This is a genomic window from Metasolibacillus sp. FSL K6-0083, from assembly GCF_038630865.1.
Classification (GTDB): Bacteria; Bacillota; Bacilli; order Bacillales_A; family Planococcaceae; genus Metasolibacillus; species Metasolibacillus fluoroglycofenilyticus.
Genome location: NZ_CP152046.1, coordinates 1,861,249 through 1,884,608, shown reverse-complemented (window position 1 = coordinate 1,884,608; position 23,360 = coordinate 1,861,249). Strand labels below are relative to the sequence as shown.

Here is a 23,360-nt window from a genome sequence, read left to right as displayed (position 1 = left end):
GTGAGAAGTTGATATAATCATTGGCAATATGCTTATTAATTATATCAACAAGGACAAAAACTCTGTTATGAAAAATAATGTAAAGGTGGAAAGCTTTATGAGAAGGCTGTTGTCTTTAAGTTTTGTATTTGTTTTGTGCATAATCATACAGCCACATGCTTTTGCGAATTTGCAAAAAGAGGTAATTGTGCAATATAAATCGGAGGAAGGTAGGAAAATTGCTATACAGCATGCAAGTGAAGTTATAGAGGAGTTTAAAAACTTGCCTTTTATTGTCGTTCGATTAGAAGCAGAAACTTATGCTAAACTTGCAAGCCATTCGCAAATTCGTTTATTTGAGGATAATCAGTCTATACAGCTGAACGAACAAGCGCAGCTTATGACAGGAGCTTCATTAGCTGAGGTTGAGCATTGGAATTTAGATGCAATGAATGTTCATGATGCATGGATAAATGGCTATACAGGTAAAGGCGTTAAGGTGGCTGTACTCGATTCGGGAATTGCAAGCCACCCTGATTTAAAAATCGCAGGTGCTATTTCTTTTATTGGAGATACATATGATGATGTGCACGGACATGGTACACATGTAGCTGGTATTATTGCAGCACAGCATAATGGATTCGGGATTGCTGGGATTGCGCCCAATGTAGAGTTATATGCCGTGAAGGTGATTGAAAACGATGGGATGGGTCGTGCACTAACCGTTATAAAGGGAATAGACTGGGCGATTGACAACAACATCCATATCATTAATTTGAGTTTTGGAGGCTTGGAGTACAGTGAGGTGCTGTATGAGGCTGTGAAAAGTGCGGCAGAGAGTGGGGTGCTTATTGTAGCTGCTAGTGGGAATGAGGGGACTGCTAATGGCACTGGCGCCACAATCAATTACCCTGCGCGTCATGATGAAGTAATAGCTGTTGCGTCAGTAAATCGCCAATTAATTCGTTCCCCATATAGCGGGACAGGCATTGAGAATGATTTTGCAGCACCGGGAGAGGATATTTATAGCACCTTTTTGAATAATCAATACGCTACATATGAAGGAACCTCATTGGCAGCACCGCATATTACAGGCTTGTTAGCTTTATTAATTGAGCAGTATCCAGAATTAACGGCAAAAGAACTGCGTGAAGGACTACATCTAATGGCAGAGGATTTGGGTTCACCGGGTCATGATGAATGGTATGGTCATGGCTTCCCAAAGTATCGAAGCTTGGAAGCTCTTGCGCTACAAAATGAGCAGAATAAAATTGAGCGATTACTTATTGAGCAGATTGAGCCATTATTAGCTGAATTCATCATAAAGCCAACAGAGGGTACTTACGTTCAGTTGAACAAGCTCGTCGGTGAAATGAAGTCGGGAGATAAAAAAGCTTTTCTGCAAAAGAAATTTGATGAGGCTTTAGCTCAACATCTAGAAAATGCAACAAAAGAAGTAGATAAATTTATTTATAATCAAGCAGCGCATACCTATAGTAGGGCGAGCAAAGCTTTAAAAAATATACAGGGAATTGCTGGTAGCGAGCAGTTGGAGGAGCGTCTAGAGAAGGCATTGCAACAGTTTGCGACACCTGCTGTTGCACAATTAGAACGTTTTTTGAAAAACCCTACAAAACAAAATTTTAAGGATGCGCAAGCTGCTATCAATATGGTACCTGTATCAACTGTCAAAACTGACTTGCTTAATAAGCTAAATAGTAAAGTGCAAACGCTTAATCAATTAGCTGAAACAAATGTCTCGGCATATGCAAAGACATCAACACTGAAAAATTACAATGCTGCATTGAAGGCTATTGGAGAGGTATATGATGAGACGCAAAGCGTACAATTATCTAAACGCCTACAAGTTATTTTAAATAATCAGCTAGAAAAGGCTAAAATCCGTGTAACCAATTATGAAAAGAAAAAGACAAAGAGCAATCGAGATTTAGCAATGAAAATAGTACAGGAGTTGCCAAATAATGAAACTAAAAATGCCTTATTACGCAGGTTGAAATAGTTTGAGGCAGCGGCTAAATATTTCGTTAGAAACCATAGTTTCCCTTGAGAATTAGTTGAAGAAGAATAATCAATGCCGACAGTATGAGTAACAAACGAGTTCGTTTTAAATTAAATAAGGCGCATGAAATCGAAAAAATGATTTGATTTCATGCGTTTTTATTTGGGGGAACATTCTTTAGATAAATTGCGAATAATTATGATGCTTCTTATCCTTTCATATTTTTTGAGTAACCTCTTACAACATTTATTTCCTCCTTACCTAAATCAAATACTCTACTTCTAACTAATTTTCCAAAATTATGATAGGAATCTATGAAGTATTTTGAAATATTTTTCACATAGAATAATATTTTTGAGCATATATTGTCATAGTATCCTGTTTGAATAGACAAGCATCATTGTGACAGAGTGACTGTTTGTTGGCGGGATTAGAGTTAATAATTGATTTGTGCATTCATAGGTAGCAAGCTTTGCACGATTAGTGAAGATTCATAATCTGTAAAGGTAGGAGTCTATGCAGATTGGGCATTCACTTTATTAACTCGCTTTTTGTAGTATGGGGTTCAAATTAAATTATTTGAGGGAGGAATTGTTGTTGAGGAACAAAGGGACCAAAAAATTATTTGCTATTTTCGTAGCATTTATCATGATCCTCAGTATGCTTTCGCCAATGCAAGTATCGGCGAATGATGATTTTAGCGAACTAAAATCGTCAAATGATGAAGCCACATTACTAACAAAAGCAGCAATAGTCGAACAACTAAATATTTCTAATGGACCAGCAGTACTGCATCCTGATTTGCAGGATTTATCTGGGAATAGTCCAGTTGCAGTCATTGTGCATTTATCTGAGAAACCTGTCGCTCTAGAAAAAGGAATTCGAGATTTAGAAGGGAGAAGCTTTAGTGCAGCAGAAGCACAAAAAGTGGAACAAACTGTACAAATGCAACAAGCAGAAGTGCTTCAAGAAATGAAGAGGGAAAACGTTTCCTTTGAGCAAGGCTATACATTTAATACAGTATTAAATGGCTTTGCAGCACAAATAAAAGCTAGTGATTTAGAAAAATTGCTAGAAATAGAAGGAGTTACGCTGATTGAACCAGATGCTGAAGTATATGCTTATGAAGAAGCTTCGGCTGCTGGTCAAGTAGAGGCATATATGAATACGAGTAATTCGTTTTTAGGCATTGAGCAACTTTGGACAAGAGGTATAGAGGGACAAGGTGTTAAAGTGGCTGTTTTAGATACGGGCATTGATACAACACACCCAGAGTTTGCGGGCATTTATAAAGGTGGTAAAAACTTTATCCTGCATGACCCGAATATGTATAAACTCCCACGTGATGACAATGATGGCTCTGAAACGAAACCATTTGAACGACCTGACCATCAACCGCTTGTCAATGCGCGCGGAAGCTCATATGCGACGTCACATGGTACGCATGTAGCGGGAACAATCGCGGCAATAGGTGCCAATCAATATGGTATTAAAGGGATTGCTCCCAAAGTCGATTTATATTCTTATCGTGTGCTAGGAGCCTATGGAAGCGGGGCAACATCAGGCATAGTGGCAGCGATTGAATATGCTGTTGAACAGGAGATAGATGTTATTAATCTATCTTTAGGTGGTGGCTCGAATTCAGAAAATGATGCAAGCTCATTTGCTATTAATAACGCGGCATTGGCTGGAGTAATTGCGGTAATCGCAACGGGGAATGATGGACCTGGGCGAGGTACTATGGGAACACCAGCAACATCACCACTAGGGATTGCTGTCGGAAACTCAACGAATCCTGAAACAGCCTATCATGCAGTAGCGACTGTATCAGCAGGAAGTTTTGAATGGTCGCAACAGCTTAATTTAATGGCAACAACATTTGGGGAAGATTTAGCGCAGCAGTTAAGCGGCGAGTTTGAATTAGTCGCTGTACCGGGTATAGGGACGGCTGCTAATTATACGGGTATTGATGTGAATGGAAAAATTGCACTTATTTCACGAGGAGATATACCCTTTGTGGAGAAGATAGAGCATGCAAAAAATGCTGGAGCAGTCGGGGCGATTATTCATAACTTTGCAGGTGGTACGAATGCGCCAGGACCTTCTGAAACATTTTTAGGAGATTCTTTTGATTTTATTCCAACATTTGATATGTCGGTAACGGATGGGGAAGCTTTACGAAGTGCGTTAGCTTCTGCGACAGTAGGAACAATTAGCTTTAATGAGTACGGCTCTATGTCATCTATTGGAGATGAAATAAACGATTCAAGCTCTCGCGGACCGTCTACGCCAAACTTTGATATTAAGCCGGATGTAGTAGCACCAGGGACAAATATTATGTCAACAGTGCCTACTTATAAAACAAATACTGCTGCTGGAGAGGCAATCAATCCAGCGCAAGCATACGACCGTAAAACAGGTACATCAATGGCTACTCCGCATATTGCAGGAATTGCAGCATTAATAAAGCAGGCAAATCCGAGCTGGACACCATTTGATGTCAAAGTAGCGTTAGCAAATACTGCTGATATTTTAGATACATCGAAATATGATGTATTTGACCAAGGAGCGGGACGCGTTAATGCCTACGAGGCAGCATTTCCAAGTGCTCTTGCCTACGTGCAAGACACAGCGAAACGTGATGCAAGCGGTGCAATCGTAGCGCATGAAAAAGGTTCTGTGACATTTGGACCCCAGCCGATTAAAGAACAAAATATTTCAATAACAAAAGAAATAACCGTGCAAGACATTGGCGGTATAGGTGGTAATTATAGCGTTTCTATTGATATGCTACAAGGCTTTGGTGATGCTACGGTAACGGTTGATAAATCCTCCTTTACTTTAAACGGTGAGGAGCTTTTGACTGTCACATTAACAGCCTCACGCAACACGGCAGCAAGATTAGGGGATGAAATTTTTGGCTATATCCATCTCATACCATCTCAAACGGTAACTACAGAAACTCAAATTTTCGTAGATAGAGCTGAATTAAACATGACGGAGGAAGAGGCGATTCAGTTAAATGTTGTTGAGAAAACGACAACAACGCCTGTGACGCATACAACGATTTCGTTACCTTTCGCTGCAGATTTTGGTGGAGAAGCACCAACAACTATTGAAAATATGGCGATTACGGAAACAGATTTATCGTTTAATGATGATGGTATTAATGACAGCGCTGAGTTGACCTTTACATTAACAGGCGATGTTGCCACAAACTATATTGAGCTTTGGGATTTAGAGGATCCTGAGGGTGGTGAGTATGATGACGGGTATATCGGCTATTTACATGCAAGTACCTCACTTGGAGCAGGCTCATGGCGCTTAGAGATAGATGGTTACTATACACCGTGGGGTAGCACAGGCGCTGAGCTTATTCCAGATGGAGTTTATACAATTGATTTCACTGCTCTAACGCCAACGGGGGTAATCGGAGATTATGTGGGACCTGTCTTTGTCAAATCGACAGCCGCTGCATTGAACAATATAAATATTACATCTGATTCAGTAACATCGGGTGATACGGCGACGGTTACATCAAGTGATACTGTAAATATTGCAGTAGATGCCCAAGTAGATGACAAATATGTTGATTATAAAGCATTATTAGCATCTTACGGTTTAAGCTACGATATTAATAGTAAATTAATTGTATTGTATGCTGTCACACGTGATGATGAAATTATTGAAGACGACTTCATTACTTTACAGCAGGATGGAACATTTGCATTTAATGTAGGAGAGCAATTAAATGAAGCAACAGATTCTATAACGATTATTATTTTAGATGCTGCTGGCAATATAAGCGAGCACACGATTTTCGGAGAAGAAGTTTCAATTATTACATCACAAAATATAATCAATAAACTTGATGCTGCGACATTATCGGATGGATTGGATATTTCAAATAATGTGGATGAAGAAGATTTCACAAAGGCAGCCTCAAATAAGCTAACATTTGTTTCATCTGTACCTGTTAAACAGTCATCTGCACCAATAAATGCAACTACAAAAGCTGATGGTCCACCTAGACCAACAACATTTGAGTCAAACACGGTTGTAGATGTAACGAAGTTGGCGACATATATGGTTGCTGATAATAGTATTGTGGAAGTAACGGAAGGCTTAGTAACAGCGAAAAAATCCGGCACAACAACAATTACAGTGAATTACGGCAAAAATACAGTGGTGATTCCTGTCACGGTAAATCCAGGTAAAACAAACCCTGAGCCAAATCCAAATCCAAATCCAAATCCAAATCCAGGTGGTTGGACTGGTGGTGGAGGCTCTGGTGGAGGAGGTAGCACTGGTGGTGGCGGTGCAACAACACCAGAAGCGAAACCAGAAGCTGAAAAGCCTGAAATAACACAGCCAGAGGAGCAAGAAAAACCAGCTCCATCGTTTGTGCCAACAGACTTACCAGCAAACCACTGGGCAGCAAGCTATATCCAACAAATGATTAACAAAGGTCTTTTAAAAGGAAATGAAAACGGTGAAGTGAAGCCAGATGCCAACGTAACACGAGCACAATTCGCATCCATTTTAGCACGAGCATTAGATTTAAAAGCGAGTGGGAATGCACCATTCAGCGATATTGGCAAATATGCAGAGGCAACACAGGCTGAAATTGCCGCAATTTTTGAAGCAGGTATTGCAAAAGGAACAGATGGCAAATACAATCCATCAGGTGACGTGACGCGTGCACAGCTTGCATTAATGCTATATCGTGCTTATGAATATGTAACTGGTGAGAAGTATGTGCCAAAAGGTCAGCCATCATTTACTGACTTAGGCAAGTACAATGAAGAAACAATTACAGCGATTGCAATGCTTGAAGAACTAGGTATTGCATCAGGTGACCAAGGGAAGTTCAAGCCAACAGCACCAGCAACACGTGCGCACACGGCAAAAATGGTTATTAATTTCTTGGAAGTGATTGACGGTTTATAGTAAAACAAAGAGGCTGCTCAGATTTTCGAGCAGTCTTTTGTTTTAGTTAATATTATGAAACTTTGACTTTTAATGATTGCCAACAAGCGGGACGATACAGTAAAATGACTGTAAAAGGGAGGGTTTGAATGGTTATTTTACCTCGAGAGGAATCCGTAAAAGAATATTTATTGCAAGCTGCCATTCGTCGAGGGTTCCCGGAATTAAAAGATGAATTAATTCGAGTGCAACAGGGGCTAGCCGGAGAGCGATATGTCGACCGTAGCTGAATTAGATGAGAAGTATTTTTTACTTCATAATTTCAGCACAGCTACGCATCAAATGGATACGCTATTTCTTTGCGAAAAGTTTATTCTTATCGTTGAAATTAAAAATATTGCGGGGCGTATTGATTTTGATGAAAAGTGCCATCAGTTTACTCGAACTCTTGAAAACGGAACTCTCCAGGGCTTTAGAAATCCACTTGATCAAGTACGCCGTCATCAATGCTTCCTACGACAGCTATTCCCCATTTTGCCTGTCATCTATGTAATTGTGCTAGCCCACCCGAAAACAATTATTGGTCAAATACCCCCAAATGAACCAATCATTCATTGTAGCGGTTTGGAATTCTATGTTCGAAAGCTTCTAACGATGTACAAACCACAATTATCAAAAGAACAACTCCAACAACTTAAATATGAGTTACTTCAAATGCATACGATTTCCACACCAAAATTAAATATTGATAAAACAAAAATACACTCAGGCGTTCTATGTGAAAATTGTAATAATAATCACAAAATGTTATTTCAATACGGGCAATTCATCTGCCTTAAATGTAAAACAAAGGATGGAGGTGCGCTATTACTGCAAGCAATGGAAGATTACAAGTTGCTAATTAATAATTGGATTACAAATAGGGAATTTCGTAATTTTACTGGAGTCACTTCAGTCTATGCTGCAAGCCGTCTATTAAAAAAGCTAAACTTTCAACACGAAGGAGATAAAAAAGGAAGGAAATACTTGATTTCTGTAAAAAAATAGAGCGAGAACCGAGGCAAGGGGCAAATATATTCGAGGAGTCGCAAATAACCCGGGGCAAATCGCAAATATATTCGAGAAGCCGCAAATAAACCGAGGCAAGTCGCAAATATATATGAAAAGTCGCAAATATTCAAATAAATTATTTTTAATGTAACTTCCTCCAAAAATATGCGTCTAATTTTATGTAAAAAATTATGCTAGACACCAAAAGAGCAAAAAAAATGTTAAAATAACAAATAGGTTGTAATTTTAGCATTTCTATTAAAGGAGGAAGAATAAATGAAAAAATCATATAAAAAAATGCTAGCTTCTACGGCAGCAATAGCGTTAGTAGCTTCAGCGGTAGCGCCAGTTGCAAGTGCGGCATCTTTTAAAGATTTGAATGGTCATATGTATGAGAATGAAATTTTAGCATTAGTAGATGCGGGGATTATTAATGGCTATCCAGATGGAACGTTTCTTCCAAACAATTCATTAACGCGTTCAGATGTTGTAAAGCTATTAGGAAAATATTTAGTGTCATTAGGGTATGAGGTTCCAAGTGATTACAAAACGAAAATGCGTTTTACAGATTTAACGGCTCAATCTCAGGACGAGCTCTTACAATATGCGGCACTTGTTAAAGATGTAGGGGTGTTCCAAGGTAGCGCTGGTCAGTTAATGCACCGCGATGAAATGCGTCGTGACCAAATGGCAACGGTGCTTGTGCGCGCATTTAATGTTATCAATGACTTTGATTATGTAGCGCATGTGAAGGAACAGGGCTTTACAAGCACAATTTCTGACTTAAATCGAACAACAGTTGAACACCAAACAAATATTGCGGTACTCGATTATTATGACATGGTAAAGGGTGCTTCATTTAACCCGAAAGATATGACGAAGCGTGGGCAGTTTGCTTATTTCCTATACCATATGTTAAATGTTGAAACGAAGCCTGTTTTAACAGTTAAAAAAATAGAAGTGCAAGCAGCGGACAAGCTTTCAGTGACGTTGTCAGATGACAAAGCATATACAGTAACGCTGTCAAAGCCGTTAGTTGAAAATGTGGAAACAGATGTAACATTTACAATTGGTGAAGTTGAATACTCTGCAAAAGTAAAATACGAAGTGCCGGATTTAAAAGTGTCATCAGTAACAAATCCGAACAGTGGCCAAATTAAAATTGATTTCAATCAACCCGTGACACTTACTGACACATTAAAAGAAGAGGAAATTAATAAGCTTGTACAAGTAGCAGGTGTTAATAATCCTGGCAAAGTAGACTTGTTAAAAGGCGAATTAAGCGCAGATAAAAAATCTTTAATTGTAACAATTAAAGGTACGAAGCCACTTGTTGAAGGACGTTATAATGTAGTTGTTAAGGATATCCGAACAGATAAAGGCTTAACACTTGTGAAATATGATGATGTGCCAGTATTTACAGCAGACAGAACTGCACCGGCGATTGCTTCTGTTGAAAATGTAGGAGCAACACGGGTGAAGGTAAAATTTACGGAGCCTGTTAATAATACATCTGGGGCAACACAGTTCAAATTAACAAATGGTGTGCCTGTTTTAGGTGTAACGGGAACAATCGAGAAAAATTCTACAGAAGTTATTTATGATTTAACAAACGCCCGTGCGAATGGAGCGATTTTAACTCCAGGAACATCAGTAACCGCTACATTTGGCACATTAGTTGACTTGGCGAATAACGTTGCGCCGTTGAATTTGTTAACGACAACATTTTCCATCGGTAATAAAGATGGTGTACCCCCAGTTTTACTAAATCTAGAACAATTAGGGGCTAAAAAATTCAAGCTTACATTTTCAGAGGAAATTCGCGATCTTGCAACGAATGAACTGATTGTGTCTACAAGTAATGCTATTTTCTCGGTGGCGTCGATTGTTAAAGATGAACAAAATCCAGCAGTGTATGTTGTTACAACAAATCAGCCATTGGAAGGATATACATCAGTGTCAACTGCACAAGGACGCTATATTACCGACTTATCAGGGGAAACGAATACATTTTCTACAGCAGCGAATTTCGTACAAGATCGTACGAAGCCAAACTACATATCTTCAGCTGTAGTAAATGACAAAGGCGAAGAATATTTAGAGCTGACATTTGATCGTAATATTGAAGTGACAGCATCATCTCGTTTACAAATAAACGGAAATTATGTATTCCAAGGTAACACTCAGCAAATTAATAATCAAACTTTAGTGACGCCTATAAAGCATCCTACAAATGATCGTATTTTACGTGTTAAATTGAACGAAGCATTACGTACAATTGATTATTTAGGCGCTACGTACTTTATAAATATTAATTTAGTTGGCATTACAAGTGAGTATGGTGAAGTATTAAATAATATACCATATGTACAATTTGTACGTGGAGGCGATACAGGCTACAATCAAAATGCTATTGCTGTACTAGGAGTAGAAACATCTAGCTATCCAAACTCGACAGTTGGAAGCAATGAAATTTTAGTGACTTTCTCACATCCGATTGATGGCTTAACTGCACTTAATCGCGAAAATTATATACTAGAAGGTGGAGGTACAATTGCAAGTGTTGTACCGACAAATAATAATCGCCAAGTGCAATTAATACTTGCCGCTGAAAATAGAGTGCAGGCAGTAACAGCGCATATTACGATTCAAAATATTAAAGCACAAGGCTCAACAGTAACAATGGCACCGTATAGCAATAGTATTTTCTTAAGTGAAAATATTCGTCCAACTGTAGACCGTTCAGTGAATGTAATAAATGCAGCAACATCAGCTACATTAACATTTACAGTTTCAGAAACATTAAAAACGCCAATTGTACCAGCAGCATTTACTGTAAATGTAAATAGAAAAAATGTGAATGGGACTTATATCCCTCTAACAATAACTGGTCAAACAGTTTACAATGATCAAACACGCCAAGTCAGTGTAATATTGTCACAGCCATTATTGCAGGATGATCAAGTTACAGTAACACTTGCTACAAAAATTACAGATTTAGTAAATAATGAACTTTACTTTACACCAGCAACTTTTACTTATTTTGCAAACCAAACTCAATACTTATGGTAAGTATTCAAAAGTAACGAAACTGTAATAAAAGTTCGATGCATTTTAATATAAAATGTAAGATGGTGTAGCTTGCTACACCATCTTTTAAATTTCTTCTGCCTTTATAGGCGGTGAGGTGGAAGCTTTATCGATGCGTGGTTTGATGGGGAAATCTAGAATAAAGCTAGTCGAGGCGTGATGGATGTTCGTCATGTATAATAAAAAAGTTAAAGCAAAAAATAAGTTGAAGCATATGAAAGAAGGAGTTATAGCGAGATGAAGAAATTACTATCTACATTACTTGTGCTCTTGCTTGTTAGCTCTGCAATGACGCCAGCAGCTATTTATGCAGCGGAGGAGCAGAACGATAATGAACCACTTATTGGCACAGTGGAAGAGGAAACAGCGACACCTGAAAAAGTCGAGGGGCAAGAGGAGAAAGTAGAGGCAGAGGGCAAGCTCGCCGAGGAAGAGCAGCTAACTGAAGAAACGACGCCAAGTCTAGAAGAACAGTCTACAGTTGAGGCGCAATATGTAACTGTTCCTCAAAAGCTAGCAGATATTCCAAATAGCTTTTGGGCTAAAAATGAAGTGATGCAGCTTGTTGAAATAGGCGCAATTAATGGTTATCCAGATGGAGAGTTCCGCCCGGCATTAACGATTTCAGTAGGACAGTCAACGAATCTGTTAAAGGGTGCTTTACAGTTACCAGAGGCGCCATATCAGCCGATTTTCAAAGATGTAAGTGAAAAATCAAGCTTTGCAGCAGGGGTATTTTCTACATATAAAGCAGGAATTTTTAAAGGCAAGAAAGATGGAACTTTCGGTGTAGCCGAACCATTAACACGTGAAATGATGGCATCGGCACTAGTGAATGCCTTTCATTTAAAGGATACAGGCGAGGCTATTACATTCAAGGATTGGGATAAAATTAGCGAGGCGCATCGTGAAAATGTCAAAATTCTAGCGCAGCACGGCATTACAACAGGGCGTGAAGATGGAACATATGACCCGAAAGCTGTCGTTAATCGTGTGACATTTGCTGTTATGATTCATCGTGCACTCGTTATGAACAATGATATTGTCGCAAAGGACTATACAATTGAAACGACACAACAGTCGAATTTTACATTGTTCCGTAAAGAAGCAAACTTTGTCCAAGTGACGAAGGGAGAAAGCCCGTTATACGTGCGTGCAGAGCAGCCAATTAAATTAACAAATACGAAAACTGAAAATTTTGGTGTTGCAACAGATACGATTTACTCATATAAAATTGGCTCACATGCTACATTAAAAGTGACGGTGCGCAAGCTGACAAATGGGGATGAATTTGTTTTTTCAACATTAACGAATACTGACAATGCTAAGGTGAGTGTTGATTTATTTCAAAAGCAATTGGGCGTAACGAATTTCCGTCTTTATCGCTATGACCGTTTCCCGATTTCAAAAAACTCAAATGATGTGTTCGGCTATGATTCATCTAGTTACCCAACAGGAATGATGCGCTTTATGACGAATGACCAGCTTGCTGGTGACCGCATGGTTGGACAGGCTTATCGTTCAAAGCAACTTGTGAAAACATATGATAATGGTGGCGCTAGCTATATGCGTGATTTACAAGCGGAGTATGAGGCCTTGTCATACATTTGGCTAGGAACAGACTTAATTTCGTATTATACGCTAAATTCACAAGGGCAGGACATTGTAGATACGTGGTATATGGATTCAAATGAGCGACTTTTTAAAACGGACGATGCGATGAATAAATGGATGATTGAAACCGCAGCGAATTATAAAAAGCGCAATAATTGGTATACCGCTGAAGGACCTTACAATAAAATGGCTACAACGACGGAGCCGATGCCAAAATCTTATCAAGGCTTCGGACGTAATTTATTGTTAGTAAAAGAGGATCGTGCACTTGTTTTATACAAGGAGCAAGGGGATCGTTACTTTGCAAACTTAGTGAAAAATTCCTTTATTAGCCTTCAGAAATTTAAGGGTGATAAAACATATTGGGAAACAGAAGTGACAAGCACATATTTACAAGGCTTGTACGACATTCACGCACCATTTATTGACACGCGTTTTAATGAGCAAATCGCATTATTCTACTATAATTCCGGGGCTGAATTTGAAATTCCGAATTACAAGGAGCCACTACGAAATTATGCAGATTTAATTGTTTCTCAGAGAACAAATAACAATGTTATCCGTGTTAGCAGAGATAGCTATTATATTCCAGATTATTTCCCAATTAAGCAAAATGTCACAACTCACACTTCAATGAATCATTTACTTGGTGGCATGAACATATTATTAATGGCTTATAATGAATTTGGTGATGCAAAATATCTCGAAACAGCAACAGCCATTGTAACAGCACTATCAATTGAAAAGGATAAATGGATTCGTTCAAATGGAGATATCTGGTATCGTGTGAACAAGGAAGGTCAATTCGCAGGTACAGACTATCAACATCTAACATTAGAGGATTTAATTCAATCCTATCGTTTATGGAAGGATATTGACCCAACCTATTTATACGTATTAGAGGAAATGATTGCCTCAAAAGCAGGCTATTTATCAACAAATCAATTCGGCTACACAATGAAAATTAAAAACGGCCTCGAGGCAATCGACATGCTTCACTATTTACCAGAAGGTCCACTATATACAGACGCATTATAGAAAAGAGCGTCCAAAATGCCGTGCAGTTGCCGACATTTTGGACGCTTTCGTTGATGTTTGAGGCTGATGAAGTTAGAGAGCGCTTGGCGACCAAAGGGAAGAAACGAAAATCTTGCAGAGCTTAGGTAAACCTAGGGATGTGGAATAAACCTCTGAAAACGTGGAATAAACATCAAAAAACGTAGAATAATCCCCATGCGTTTCGCAAAACTGCATACAAATTCCTATCATTCACTTGAAAAAATATGCTTTTTACCGATAAATAACCTAAGTCGACTTACGCATGAGAGGATGAATAAAGACATGAACAACAAAGTACGCGTTGGAGTACTTGCTAGCTTGCTAGTAGCCCCTGCAACATTAGCGAGTGCAAATGAACAAGCACCAATCGTTCAGCAAAGTGAGCAGCAACCGTTTAATGTACTAGCGAATTTATCGGAAAGAGAAATATTGCTCCAGCAATTTATAACATTACAAGAAAATTCCACTTCTCAGAATATCGTGTATGCGAGAACTGCATTTAATAACCTAACTCCTGAACAGGAAGCTCTTTTAGAAGCGGACGAATATGATTTACTTGAAGCGAAGCTAGAATATATCGAGAAGCATGTTGCTATTATTGAGGATTTAAAAAAGCTCAAAGCGGATATTGATAAGCTTGTTTTGACATCGCCGACATTAATAGCTGATGTGTCTCAAGCTAGAGAGGATTACGATGAAGCATTAGCGGATTTAGCTGCAGCACAGTTAGCTGTTAATAATGCTTTTAATACAGCGCCAGCTAGCGTGCTAAAAAGCTCCTTAGTTTATGCGGGGAATTTAGCACCTGATAATATTGTGTTGCTGCAAAAAACAGTGACGAATGCTAAATTGCTAGAAGACCGCGAGAAGGAGATTGTTAAGCCACAAGCGTTTATTGTTGATTATGTTGACGATTTACAAAACCTTGATAAGGCAAGTTATAAAGAGGTAATCGCTAATGCGAAGGCAGCTTATGAAGCATTAAATGCGAATGAGAAAAAGATCATTGCTGCCCATATTGTTAAAGATGATGTAACGGCTTATCAGTTGCTGAAAAATGCCGAAAATTTTTTAAAGGCAGTGGATGAGGCGGATCAGCTTTATAAAACGATTTTGACGACAAATTATACGTCTGTCGGCACATTAAAATCAAAAATGAAAGACCTAGAGGCTGCTATTGTAGCAGTTGGTGAGGATTATGATCTCTATTTGGAACTGCCCCATTTAGCAGAGCTACGTAAAGTATTAACTGTTGTTGAGGCGATTGATGGCTTAAAAGTGGAGCAATATCGTTCGACAGAAGAAGGGAATGATGAGACGGCATTAGAGAAAGTTGTGGCAGCCTTCAATGAAATCGACCCGCAGCATCAATACCGCGTGTTTAATGGGGATAAGTTGCAAACGGCAATAGCGGATGTTGAAGTAGCGGATGCTGTCGATGCGTTAATCGATGCACTCCTTATTGAGGAGCCAGCAACATTGCAGGCAGCAACGCAGGCCTATAATAAACTAACGACAACACAGAAAAAGCTTGTGGAAAAATTAGAAGTGTTGCAAGCATTCCAGCAAGATAATAAAAGCGCAGCAGCTGTTGTGAAAATGATTGACGAGCTGAAGCCGACACTTAGTACGAGCTATTTATCGAGGCTACGCGCGGCGGATGTTTCTTATAAGAAGTTACAAGGCGATTCAGCTGAGCCGAACGAAGCGATACAGCATGTATTGAATTATCCAATATTAGTAAATTTACTGCAATTTGAGCCTGTTATCGATAAAGTCGTCAGCTTGAAGCTACCTAAGTCGGTGCAAGCGGAAGTTGAAGCATACGAAACTAACGTGCAAGAGGCTCGGACAGCATATGAGACAGCTTTAGCGATTCCGATTGCGGCGGATGACATACACAAAGAAGCACTTGAAGCTTTATTAAAAGCAGCTAACGATAGGCTGACAATAGCTGAGTACGATATTGCACGAGCTAAAAGCATTGGGACGGCGATTGAGGATTTGAAAACGAGTACTTCAAATGAGTTACTAAATAAAATAAGCATTGCGCGTTCACTTTACGACGAAAAATATGCTACGACAGAAACAACATTTACAGGTACATCCAGCAATGCGAAAAAGCTTGTTTATAATTACAGCGAGCTAAGCGCTTTGGAAAAGCAATATACGACTGTTTTGAAAGTAACAAATAGCATTGCGGCATTGCCGAGCTATTATGCAAAAACATCGTTGCTTAGCCGTATTCAATCTGCGCAAAAGGCATATGACGGTCTAGGTGCTACTATGCAAGGTTTTGTTCATAATAAAGCGGACTTAGATGCGCTGGCACCTGTTGCAGCGTTTATGCAAGATGTCAATGCGTTAAAGCCGAAAGATGCTAATTACGAAGCGAACGTGAAGCGATTATTAAATACAGATTATCCAGCGCTAAAAGCGAATTTTGCAGCAGATAAAGATTTGACTGACATGCTAGAGGACAAATACGTATCGAAATTAGAGACAGCGATTGGAAATATCGATACTGCCGCAGCAGTGATAGGGAAAATCACTGCTTTACAAGGCAAAACGGGCCAGACAGTTGGCGATGACATCGCGGATATTAAAGCAGAATATAAAAAAGTAAAGCAAAAAAATCTTGTGACAAACTATGCTGAATTCCAAGCGATTGAGAAAAACTATAAGGCTGCCAATAAAGTCATAAAATTGATTGCTGATTTGCCGATAGCTTCGAGAGCGACAGCTAAAGATTACGCAAAAAAGGTAGAGGCTGCTAAAAAAGCGTATGATAAATTGACAACAGCCCAAAACGTTTATGTTTTCAATTATCTGGATTTATCATCTGTAGTCCAATCAGCAAAAGTAATCGGCATGATTGCGGATTTAAAGGTGACGAGCAAGGATTATTTGACGGATTTAGCGGCGGCGAAGGAAGCTTATGCGGCGCTATCTACTGGGGATCAGAGCAAGGTTGTTAATGCCCATTTACTAGATGAAGGCGATGCGATGAGAGGCACTGTAGAAAGTGTAGAGGCGCTCATTGCGGCAGCGATTCCATCCGCAAGCGATTATATTAATAAGTTGATTGAAGCGCGTCAGGGGTATGATTCTCTAGCGAAAAATGAGCAGCGCCTTGTAAGCAATTACAAGGATTTGACAACGCGTGAAAAAGCGGTGAAGCCTGTCTTGACATTGACAGAAAATATTGCGGCACTGGATCCGTCGAATGCCACGAAATTTATTTCGCAGTATAAATCAGCGATAAAGGCACACGAAAAATTAAGCTTTGCTGATCGGGCGCTTGTGGCGAATGAGCAGCGTTTAATAACGGAGCTAGCGCCAATATTCAAAGTGATGGAGCAAATTTCTCTTATTAAAGAATCGAGCAAAACATTTGTTGAAGATGTGACGAAGGCACGTGCGGCTTATAATGCATTATCTGCAGGCGACAAAGCGCAAATTTCTAACTATGCTCGTTTATTAGAGCAAGAGTTGAATGTACAAGGGGGCGCTCGTGTTGACGAGATGATTCGCTCCATTAAGAGCAGTAATCCGAAAGATTATGTGGCAAATGTGAAGGCGGCGCGTGCGGCATACAATTCACTAAGCTCTGCCAATAAAAAAGGTGTGACATTGCTGAATGAATTAAAAGCGGAGGAAAGCTATATTAAGCCTGTTGAAACAGTGATTGATTTAATTGATGGCTTATTTAATCCGCGCAATGATATGGCTAAGCAAGTAACAAAAATTCAAAAAGCTTTAGCAAAATTAAACAATGAGCAGCAGTCGTTCGTGACGAATATGGCAGATTACACAGATTTAGCGAGTGTTGTGCATGTTTATGATTTAATTGAAAAATTAAAGCCATCAGATAAATATTATATTGGTAATTTACAAGCAGCCCGAACGGCATATGAGAAGTTATCGCCAGAGGAAAAGATGCGCGTAACGAATTACTATAAGCTACAAGAGGCGATTACAAATGTTGAGGGCGTAGAAAACGTCATTAGCACGATTGCTAGCCTATCATCAAGCTCTAGCACATATTTTGATGATGTGGCAAAAGCAAGCGATTTATACAAAGCATTGCCATCTGCATTGAAAAAACAAGTGCATAACTACGATATTTTGAAAAATGCTGAAAAGAGCATTAAAAATGCGCAAAAAGTCATTACAACAATTGACCAAATTGACCCGACAGTGCGTACTTTTGAATCAAAAGTAAAGGCGGCACGTAAGGCATATGATAGATTAACAGCAGAAGAAAAAATATTAGTAATAAACTATACATTCTTAACTCGTTATGAATTAGAATTAGGATTATAACTAAGGGCGACCAAGAAGCCGTGCAGTTGCCGGCTTTTTGGTCGCTAGTGATGGTGTTTTAACTTAATAAAATGGCGAGAGCTTTTTTGAAAACGAGAAAAACATAGAATTTAGCGGCATTTTCTAAGTACAAGATAGAAGGAATGCAAATTTTCTTTTAATGTGCTGCCAAAACAAGATTGCCTTCACTACATTGAGACGAGCCTTGTCTTTTATCCCGTATTAACAGGCTGTAAGACCCCCACTTCAAAACAACAGATAAAATCAAGATGTTTAAGTGGGGGATCCAACAGCCTGTAAAAACCCGATTGGTGAAACTACCAATCAGTGGGGGATGAAGAAAACCCCCACTGATTGAAGGTTCACTTTATGGGTGGCTCTTAACATGGGTAACACAGGAGGAAGGCAATGAAAGAGTTGATTTGTCACAAAAATGGTGATACCAATTGACTTTTTCCTTTTCAAATTTTCATTGAACTTGCGAAACAGGGCTGCCTTTTTGGACAGCCCTAAATTTTACATTCAAGGGGTGGGAGGATGAGGAAAAAGCTTCTGATTATGCTACTGGCATTGTTTATTATCTTGCAATCCCCTGTGAAGGCGGAGGTTTATTATAAAGATTTATCAAGTACATATTGGGCGACACCGGCTATTACGAAGCTCGTGAACTTAGGCTATATGGAAGGCTTTCCAGACGGCACATTTAGACCGAATGAAGTAGTGACGAGGGCGGAGGCGGCAGCGATTATTGCGCGGGCAATAGGTGGTGACACTTCAACAAATTTTTCTTTGCAAGCTGTTGATGTAACATCGGCAAACCCTTATTACATGGAAATTTGTCTATTAGCAGAGTTAGAAATTATTCAAAACAATGAATATTTCCAACCAGATGAGCCGCTACAGCGTGCACATCTAGCCAAAATAATTGCACTGGCCTTTCATATTACAACAGATGCCTATAATAAAGCAGCTTTCAAAGATTTGCCGAAAAATTATTGGGCTAAAGATTATATTGAATCATTGGCGGATATTGAAATTATTACGGGAAAAACAGCGGATAAATTTGAGCCAACAGCTCCTGTAACTCGTGCTCATTTAGCTGCTTTTACAGCAAGGGGAATGGAATTTCAAGACAAAGTTAAAAATTATGAGGTTGCCTATGATTATCTTGTGAGGGACTATATACCGACAATAGCTGAAAAAAAGAAAGATGCTCAGGAAGTCGTTGCCATTGTCAATAAGCTGAGGCAGGAGCATGGTCTCGACCCTGTGAAGCATGACTTGCTTTTATCACAATTAGCGGTAATTAAGGCGCAGGATATGGTAGAACGTAATTATTTTGAACACAGATCGCCTCATTATGGTGCACCTTGGGATATGGCGGAGTTATTTGATTACTCTTATACGAGCTTTGGGGAAAATATTGCGCGCAATTATAATAGCGCGCAAGCCGTTACAGATGCTTGGATGGTGTCACCTACACATCGTGAAAATATTTTAAAATCAAGCTATACACATATTGGCATCGGCATTAAGCAGGCTACTAATGGTCAATATTATTGGGTACAGCTCTTTTCAAGTAAATAAAAAATGTTTAGCCCTTGAAAATAGCGGGTATGTAAAAAAATAGCGTGTAATATTACAATGTGTTTACGGAGTCGACATCTATATTACGAGTGAAAAATACAAAAAGCGTGAAATGGCAGCTAAAATGCTGTTATTTCGCGCTTTTTTCCATTTTGTCATCTGTCACACAAGTGAAAAGTTATAGCGCAGTTTTCTATGATAGTCTTTTAAGTGGGCATAAAGCCAATGGGAATTTGAAAGGAGTAATATTTTATTTTGAAAAAGCGAGTTTTATTACCTGTTTTTGCAGCATTTATGATTTTTGCAGGTGCAAATTCATATGAGGCAGAAGCAGCATCAGTAGACCAGTTAACGTCATCGGCTTATAAATATATTGGAACACCATACGTATATGGGGGAACGACATCGAGTGGTTTTGATTGCTCAGGATTTACCCGTCAAGTTTTTAACGATTTAGGTATTTCATTGTCACGCACATCAGGTTCTCAGTATGGGCAGGGGCAAGCAGTTGCCAAAAGTAATTTGCAAGCAGGCGATTTAATATTTTTTAATACATCAGGAGCAGGCATCTCACATGTAGGAATATACATAGGTGATCAAAAATTTATCCACTCACAAACAGGTAAAGGTGTAAGCGTAACAAATATTAATGAATCCTATTGGGCGAAGCGTTATATTGGCGCTAAGCGCGTAACAAATTTTTCAACAAATGAAGTAGCAAAAGCAGAAGTTAAAAATGCACAAATTGATTTCTCCGTCTATGCTTCACGTGGGGAAGTGGCAATTCAATTAGCGGAGGCATTAAATCTTGATACATCAGATACAAATTCTCCATTTTCAGATATAAAGCCATCAGCAAAATATGCAGGTGCTGCAACAGCTTTAAGTAAAATTGGTGTTTTTTCAGGCGATGAAAATGGCAAATTCAATCCTGCGTCTCCTGTAACACGCGCGCAACTAGCAAAAATTTTAGTTGTCGCATTTGATTTACAGCAGCAAGGTGAGGCACCAACATTTTCGGATGTACCTGCATCACATTGGTCAAGTGACTATGTTGCTATTCTAGCATCTACAGGCATTACTGTTGGTAAAGGCGACGGCACATTTGCGGCAAATGACAATGTCACATTGACACATCTTGAGGCGTTTATTAACCGAGCAATGCAACAATAAGAGGAAAGGGTGCGTCTGAAAAGTCATTTAAGACGCACCCTTTGCAACGAGAAACCGCAGGAGCACATGTTTTTAGCAGATATTTAATAAAGATGCTATGGCTGCTTGAAAAATGTCTACCTATTAGGGCGTTTCATTATAAGGAAGAAATTTGTTTAAAAAGGTTATAAACACTAAATCTAGTCGCTTTCCTTTGAATTTACAATGAAAAGCTTTAGAAGGGTAGGCTTTTTTTGCTTAAATTGTAACTTTTTGCGATAGACTACCGTCAAATCGTATGTCGAAATAAGATTTTCACAAAAAAGGTGGAATAAAGTCGAAATCTGGATTTCGCAGAAGGGAAATTTTTGTTACAATTAAATTGGTAAAGTAGAAGGGAGGAAAAGAGGCATTGTCTTTCAAAAAAGTCAGCCTGATGTTAATTGTCGTCATAATGTCAATGTTTAATATACATAATGTATATGCAAATGCGCGATTCGCCGATGTTCCTACTTCACATGGAGCGTATGGTGAGGTTAATTACTTAGTAGATTTAGGAGTAATTAAAGGATACACGGAGAATGGAAAAACAATATTTAAACCGAATGCGCCTGTTACACGTGGACAAGTTGCAAAAATGGTTGTGGAAGCTACGGGGAGCAAACCGTTAGTTGTTCAAAAATCATCTTTTTCTGATGTTCAAGTTGGAACAGAATTATCAGGCTATGTTGAGCGTGCCGTAGAATTAGGTTATTTCTCAGCTTACTCTCAAGGGAAATTTGGTCCCAATGTGCCACTAACGCGCGATGAAATGAGTAGAGTGCTTGTAAGTGCCTTCAACTTGGATGCGGAGGAATATGGTAAGCTGACAGTACCATTTACAGATATTAAGCCAACAGATGCTTATTATAAATATATTGCAGCTATTTATTATAGTGGAATTACAAAAGGTGATACAACAGGTACGAAGTATAATGCGACAGAGGTTGTGAAGCGTTCACAGTTTGCCTCATTTATTGCTCGTGCTAAAAATGAAAAATATCGTTTGGATTTACCTGTTAAGGGTGTAACGATACCAAATGTTACCGATGCAATTGGGCAAGTGCGTGCGACTACTGATAATTTAAATATACGTTCTTCAGCCAACTCAGCGAACGCATCAAATATATTAGGCAAAGTAAACACAGGAGCGACATTCCATTTATATGAAATTGGCGCAGATGGGTGGTTAAAAATTGCTTATGAAGGGCGCTATGCTTATATTTCGAAAGATTACGCACAGCTTGTAGCAGCAGATGGACAAGCTTTGGATAAGGTAATTAAGGAAGTTAAAGCATTAGGAGATATCAACCTTTATAAAGCGCGCGATGTGAGTAGCCAAGCAATGGCTACAATCACAGACGATGCGACGATTAAAGTCTATGGCACGACGGGTAATTGGTATTTAACAGAGAAAAACGGCATTCCAGGCTATGTACGAATTTCACAAACGAAGGAAATTGCTGTTGAACCACCAGCTAATAATGATGATGAAACAGAAGCTCCTAACGATAGTAGTGAGGAGGAAACGCCACCGGTTGTCGGAACACCTGATCCAGAGCCGGAGGAACCTACAACACCAGAGGAGCCGTCTGTTGAAGAACCAGAAACGATAATACCACCAACGCTTAATACAACAACGATTGGTAGTGCAACGGTGGATGGACTGCATATTCGTGCATCTGCCTCAGGTTCGGCAGCCTCATTAGGCAAAATCAATCGTGGTACGCTAGTAGAAGTACATTCAATTTCAGGTAACTGGGCAAATATCACATATAATGGAACAACAGGTTATGTGCATAAAACATATTTGCGCTTTATTAACCAAACCGGCTCTAAAATAGCAGGTCGTATCATCGTCATTGACCCAGGTCATGGCGGTAAAGATCCAGGAACGACGCATGGCAAAACAATTCAAGAAAAAGAAATCACGTTGAAAGTATCGAATTTAGTAAAAGCAAAGCTCGAAGCAAGTGGGGCAGTAGTGAAGATGACACGTGTAGGAGATACGTATCCATCATTACAGGATCGTGTTGATTTTGCTAAAAATAATTATGCAGAAATGTTTGTCAGCATTCACGTAAACTCTGCTAGCTCGTCAGCTAAAGGCACAGAAACTTATTATAGTGTTAGTTCGAATGATAATGAGAAGGAAGACTTTGCTTTGGCAACAGCAATTAACAGTCAAATTGTTAAGCAAGCTAAGATGAACAATCGTGGTGTTAAGCGCGTGGACTATTATGTCATTAAAGGTCTTGTGCTTCCCGCTGTTTTAGTTGAGCTAGGCTTCATTTCAAATGAAGAGGATCGCAGTAAATTAACAGACGATAAATATATTGAAATTTTTGCCCAAGCGATTTATGACGGCATTGTAGAATACTATAGTCGATAATAAAAACCTGTAGACTTTGAAAAGTCTACAGGTTTTTTGAGGATGTACCTAAAATTAAAAAATTGGCTATGAATTGGAGAGAATCGTCGGTAACTTAGAAGAATCATCCGTTAATAAGTAGGG

General features: G+C 39.1%; 10 protein-coding genes. All 10 read left to right on the top strand.

What is annotated here, in order from left to right; all coding sequences use genetic code 11:
* Positions 1-97 precede the first annotated feature (97 nt).
* The 10 genes from MHB51_RS08835 (at position 98) to MHB51_RS08790 (ending at position 23,237) form a co-directional block, all read left to right on the top strand.
* On the top strand, positions 98-1,999 hold the full coding sequence (locus MHB51_RS08835; protein WP_342559431.1) for a S8 family peptidase: 1,902 nt from the start codon (positions 98-100) through the stop codon (positions 1,997-1,999).
* A 660-nt stretch (positions 2,000-2,659) separates the two neighbouring features.
* Complete coding sequence (locus MHB51_RS08830) at positions 2,660-6,949, top strand: S8 family serine peptidase (RefSeq protein WP_342559430.1); 4,290 nt, start codon at positions 2,660-2,662, stop codon at positions 6,947-6,949.
* Positions 6,950-7,077: 128 nt separating this feature from the next.
* The gene (locus tag MHB51_RS08825; RefSeq protein WP_342559429.1) at positions 7,078-7,218 is read left to right on the top strand and encodes a hypothetical protein; all 141 of its coding nucleotides are present in this window, start codon (positions 7,078-7,080) and stop codon (positions 7,216-7,218) included.
* On the top strand, positions 7,202-7,975 hold the full coding sequence (locus MHB51_RS08820) for a nuclease-related domain-containing protein (RefSeq protein WP_342559428.1): 774 nt from the start codon (positions 7,202-7,204) through the stop codon (positions 7,973-7,975). Before MHB51_RS08825 ends, MHB51_RS08820 begins: the two co-directional genes overlap by 17 nt.
* 279 nt (positions 7,976-8,254) lie before the next feature.
* Positions 8,255-11,050 (top strand): S-layer homology domain-containing protein, encoded by a 2,796-nt coding sequence (locus MHB51_RS08815; RefSeq protein WP_342559427.1) that lies wholly within the window; start codon positions 8,255-8,257, stop codon positions 11,048-11,050.
* Between the two features lie 255 nt (positions 11,051-11,305).
* The gene (locus tag MHB51_RS08810) at positions 11,306-13,720 is read left to right on the top strand and encodes an S-layer homology domain-containing protein (RefSeq protein WP_342559426.1); all 2,415 of its coding nucleotides are present in this window, start codon (positions 11,306-11,308) and stop codon (positions 13,718-13,720) included.
* A 303-nt stretch (positions 13,721-14,023) separates the two neighbouring features.
* Positions 14,024-18,067: a hypothetical protein gene (locus MHB51_RS08805; RefSeq protein ID WP_342559425.1), complete on the top strand. Its 4,044-nt coding sequence runs from the start codon at positions 14,024-14,026 to the stop codon at positions 18,065-18,067.
* A gap of 537 nt (positions 18,068-18,604) precedes the next feature.
* Complete coding sequence (locus MHB51_RS08800) at positions 18,605-19,654, top strand: S-layer homology domain-containing protein (RefSeq protein WP_342559424.1); 1,050 nt, start codon at positions 18,605-18,607, stop codon at positions 19,652-19,654.
* A gap of 255 nt (positions 19,655-19,909) precedes the next feature.
* Complete coding sequence (locus MHB51_RS08795; protein WP_066168403.1) at positions 19,910-20,827, top strand: C40 family peptidase; 918 nt, start codon at positions 19,910-19,912, stop codon at positions 20,825-20,827.
* Positions 20,828-21,266: 439 nt separating this feature from the next.
* The gene (locus tag MHB51_RS08790; protein WP_342559423.1) at positions 21,267-23,237 is read left to right on the top strand and encodes an N-acetylmuramoyl-L-alanine amidase; all 1,971 of its coding nucleotides are present in this window, start codon (positions 21,267-21,269) and stop codon (positions 23,235-23,237) included.
* Positions 23,238-23,360 lie beyond the last annotated feature (123 nt).

What these genes read in the sequence shown, in the direction of transcription:
- MHB51_RS08835 (WP_342559431.1), top strand. Translation starts at nt 98, where the DNA reads ATGAGAAGGCTGTTGTCTTTAAGTTTTGTATTTGTTTTGTGCATAATC.
- MHB51_RS08830 (WP_342559430.1), top strand. Translation starts at nt 2,660, where the DNA reads ATGCTTTCGCCAATGCAAGTATCGGCGAATGATGATTTTAGCGAACTA.
- MHB51_RS08825 (WP_342559429.1), top strand. Translation starts at nt 7,078, where the DNA reads ATGGTTATTTTACCTCGAGAGGAATCCGTAAAAGAATATTTATTGCAA.
- MHB51_RS08820 (WP_342559428.1), top strand. Translation starts at nt 7,202, where the DNA reads ATGTCGACCGTAGCTGAATTAGATGAGAAGTATTTTTTACTTCATAAT.
- MHB51_RS08815 (WP_342559427.1), top strand. Translation starts at nt 8,255, where the DNA reads ATGAAAAAATCATATAAAAAAATGCTAGCTTCTACGGCAGCAATAGCG.
- MHB51_RS08810 (WP_342559426.1), top strand. Translation starts at nt 11,306, where the DNA reads ATGAAGAAATTACTATCTACATTACTTGTGCTCTTGCTTGTTAGCTCT.
- MHB51_RS08805 (WP_342559425.1), top strand. Translation starts at nt 14,024, where the DNA reads ATGAACAACAAAGTACGCGTTGGAGTACTTGCTAGCTTGCTAGTAGCC.
- MHB51_RS08800 (WP_342559424.1), top strand. Translation starts at nt 18,605, where the DNA reads ATGAGGAAAAAGCTTCTGATTATGCTACTGGCATTGTTTATTATCTTG.
- MHB51_RS08790 (WP_342559423.1), top strand. Translation starts at nt 21,267, where the DNA reads ATGTTTAATATACATAATGTATATGCAAATGCGCGATTCGCCGATGTT.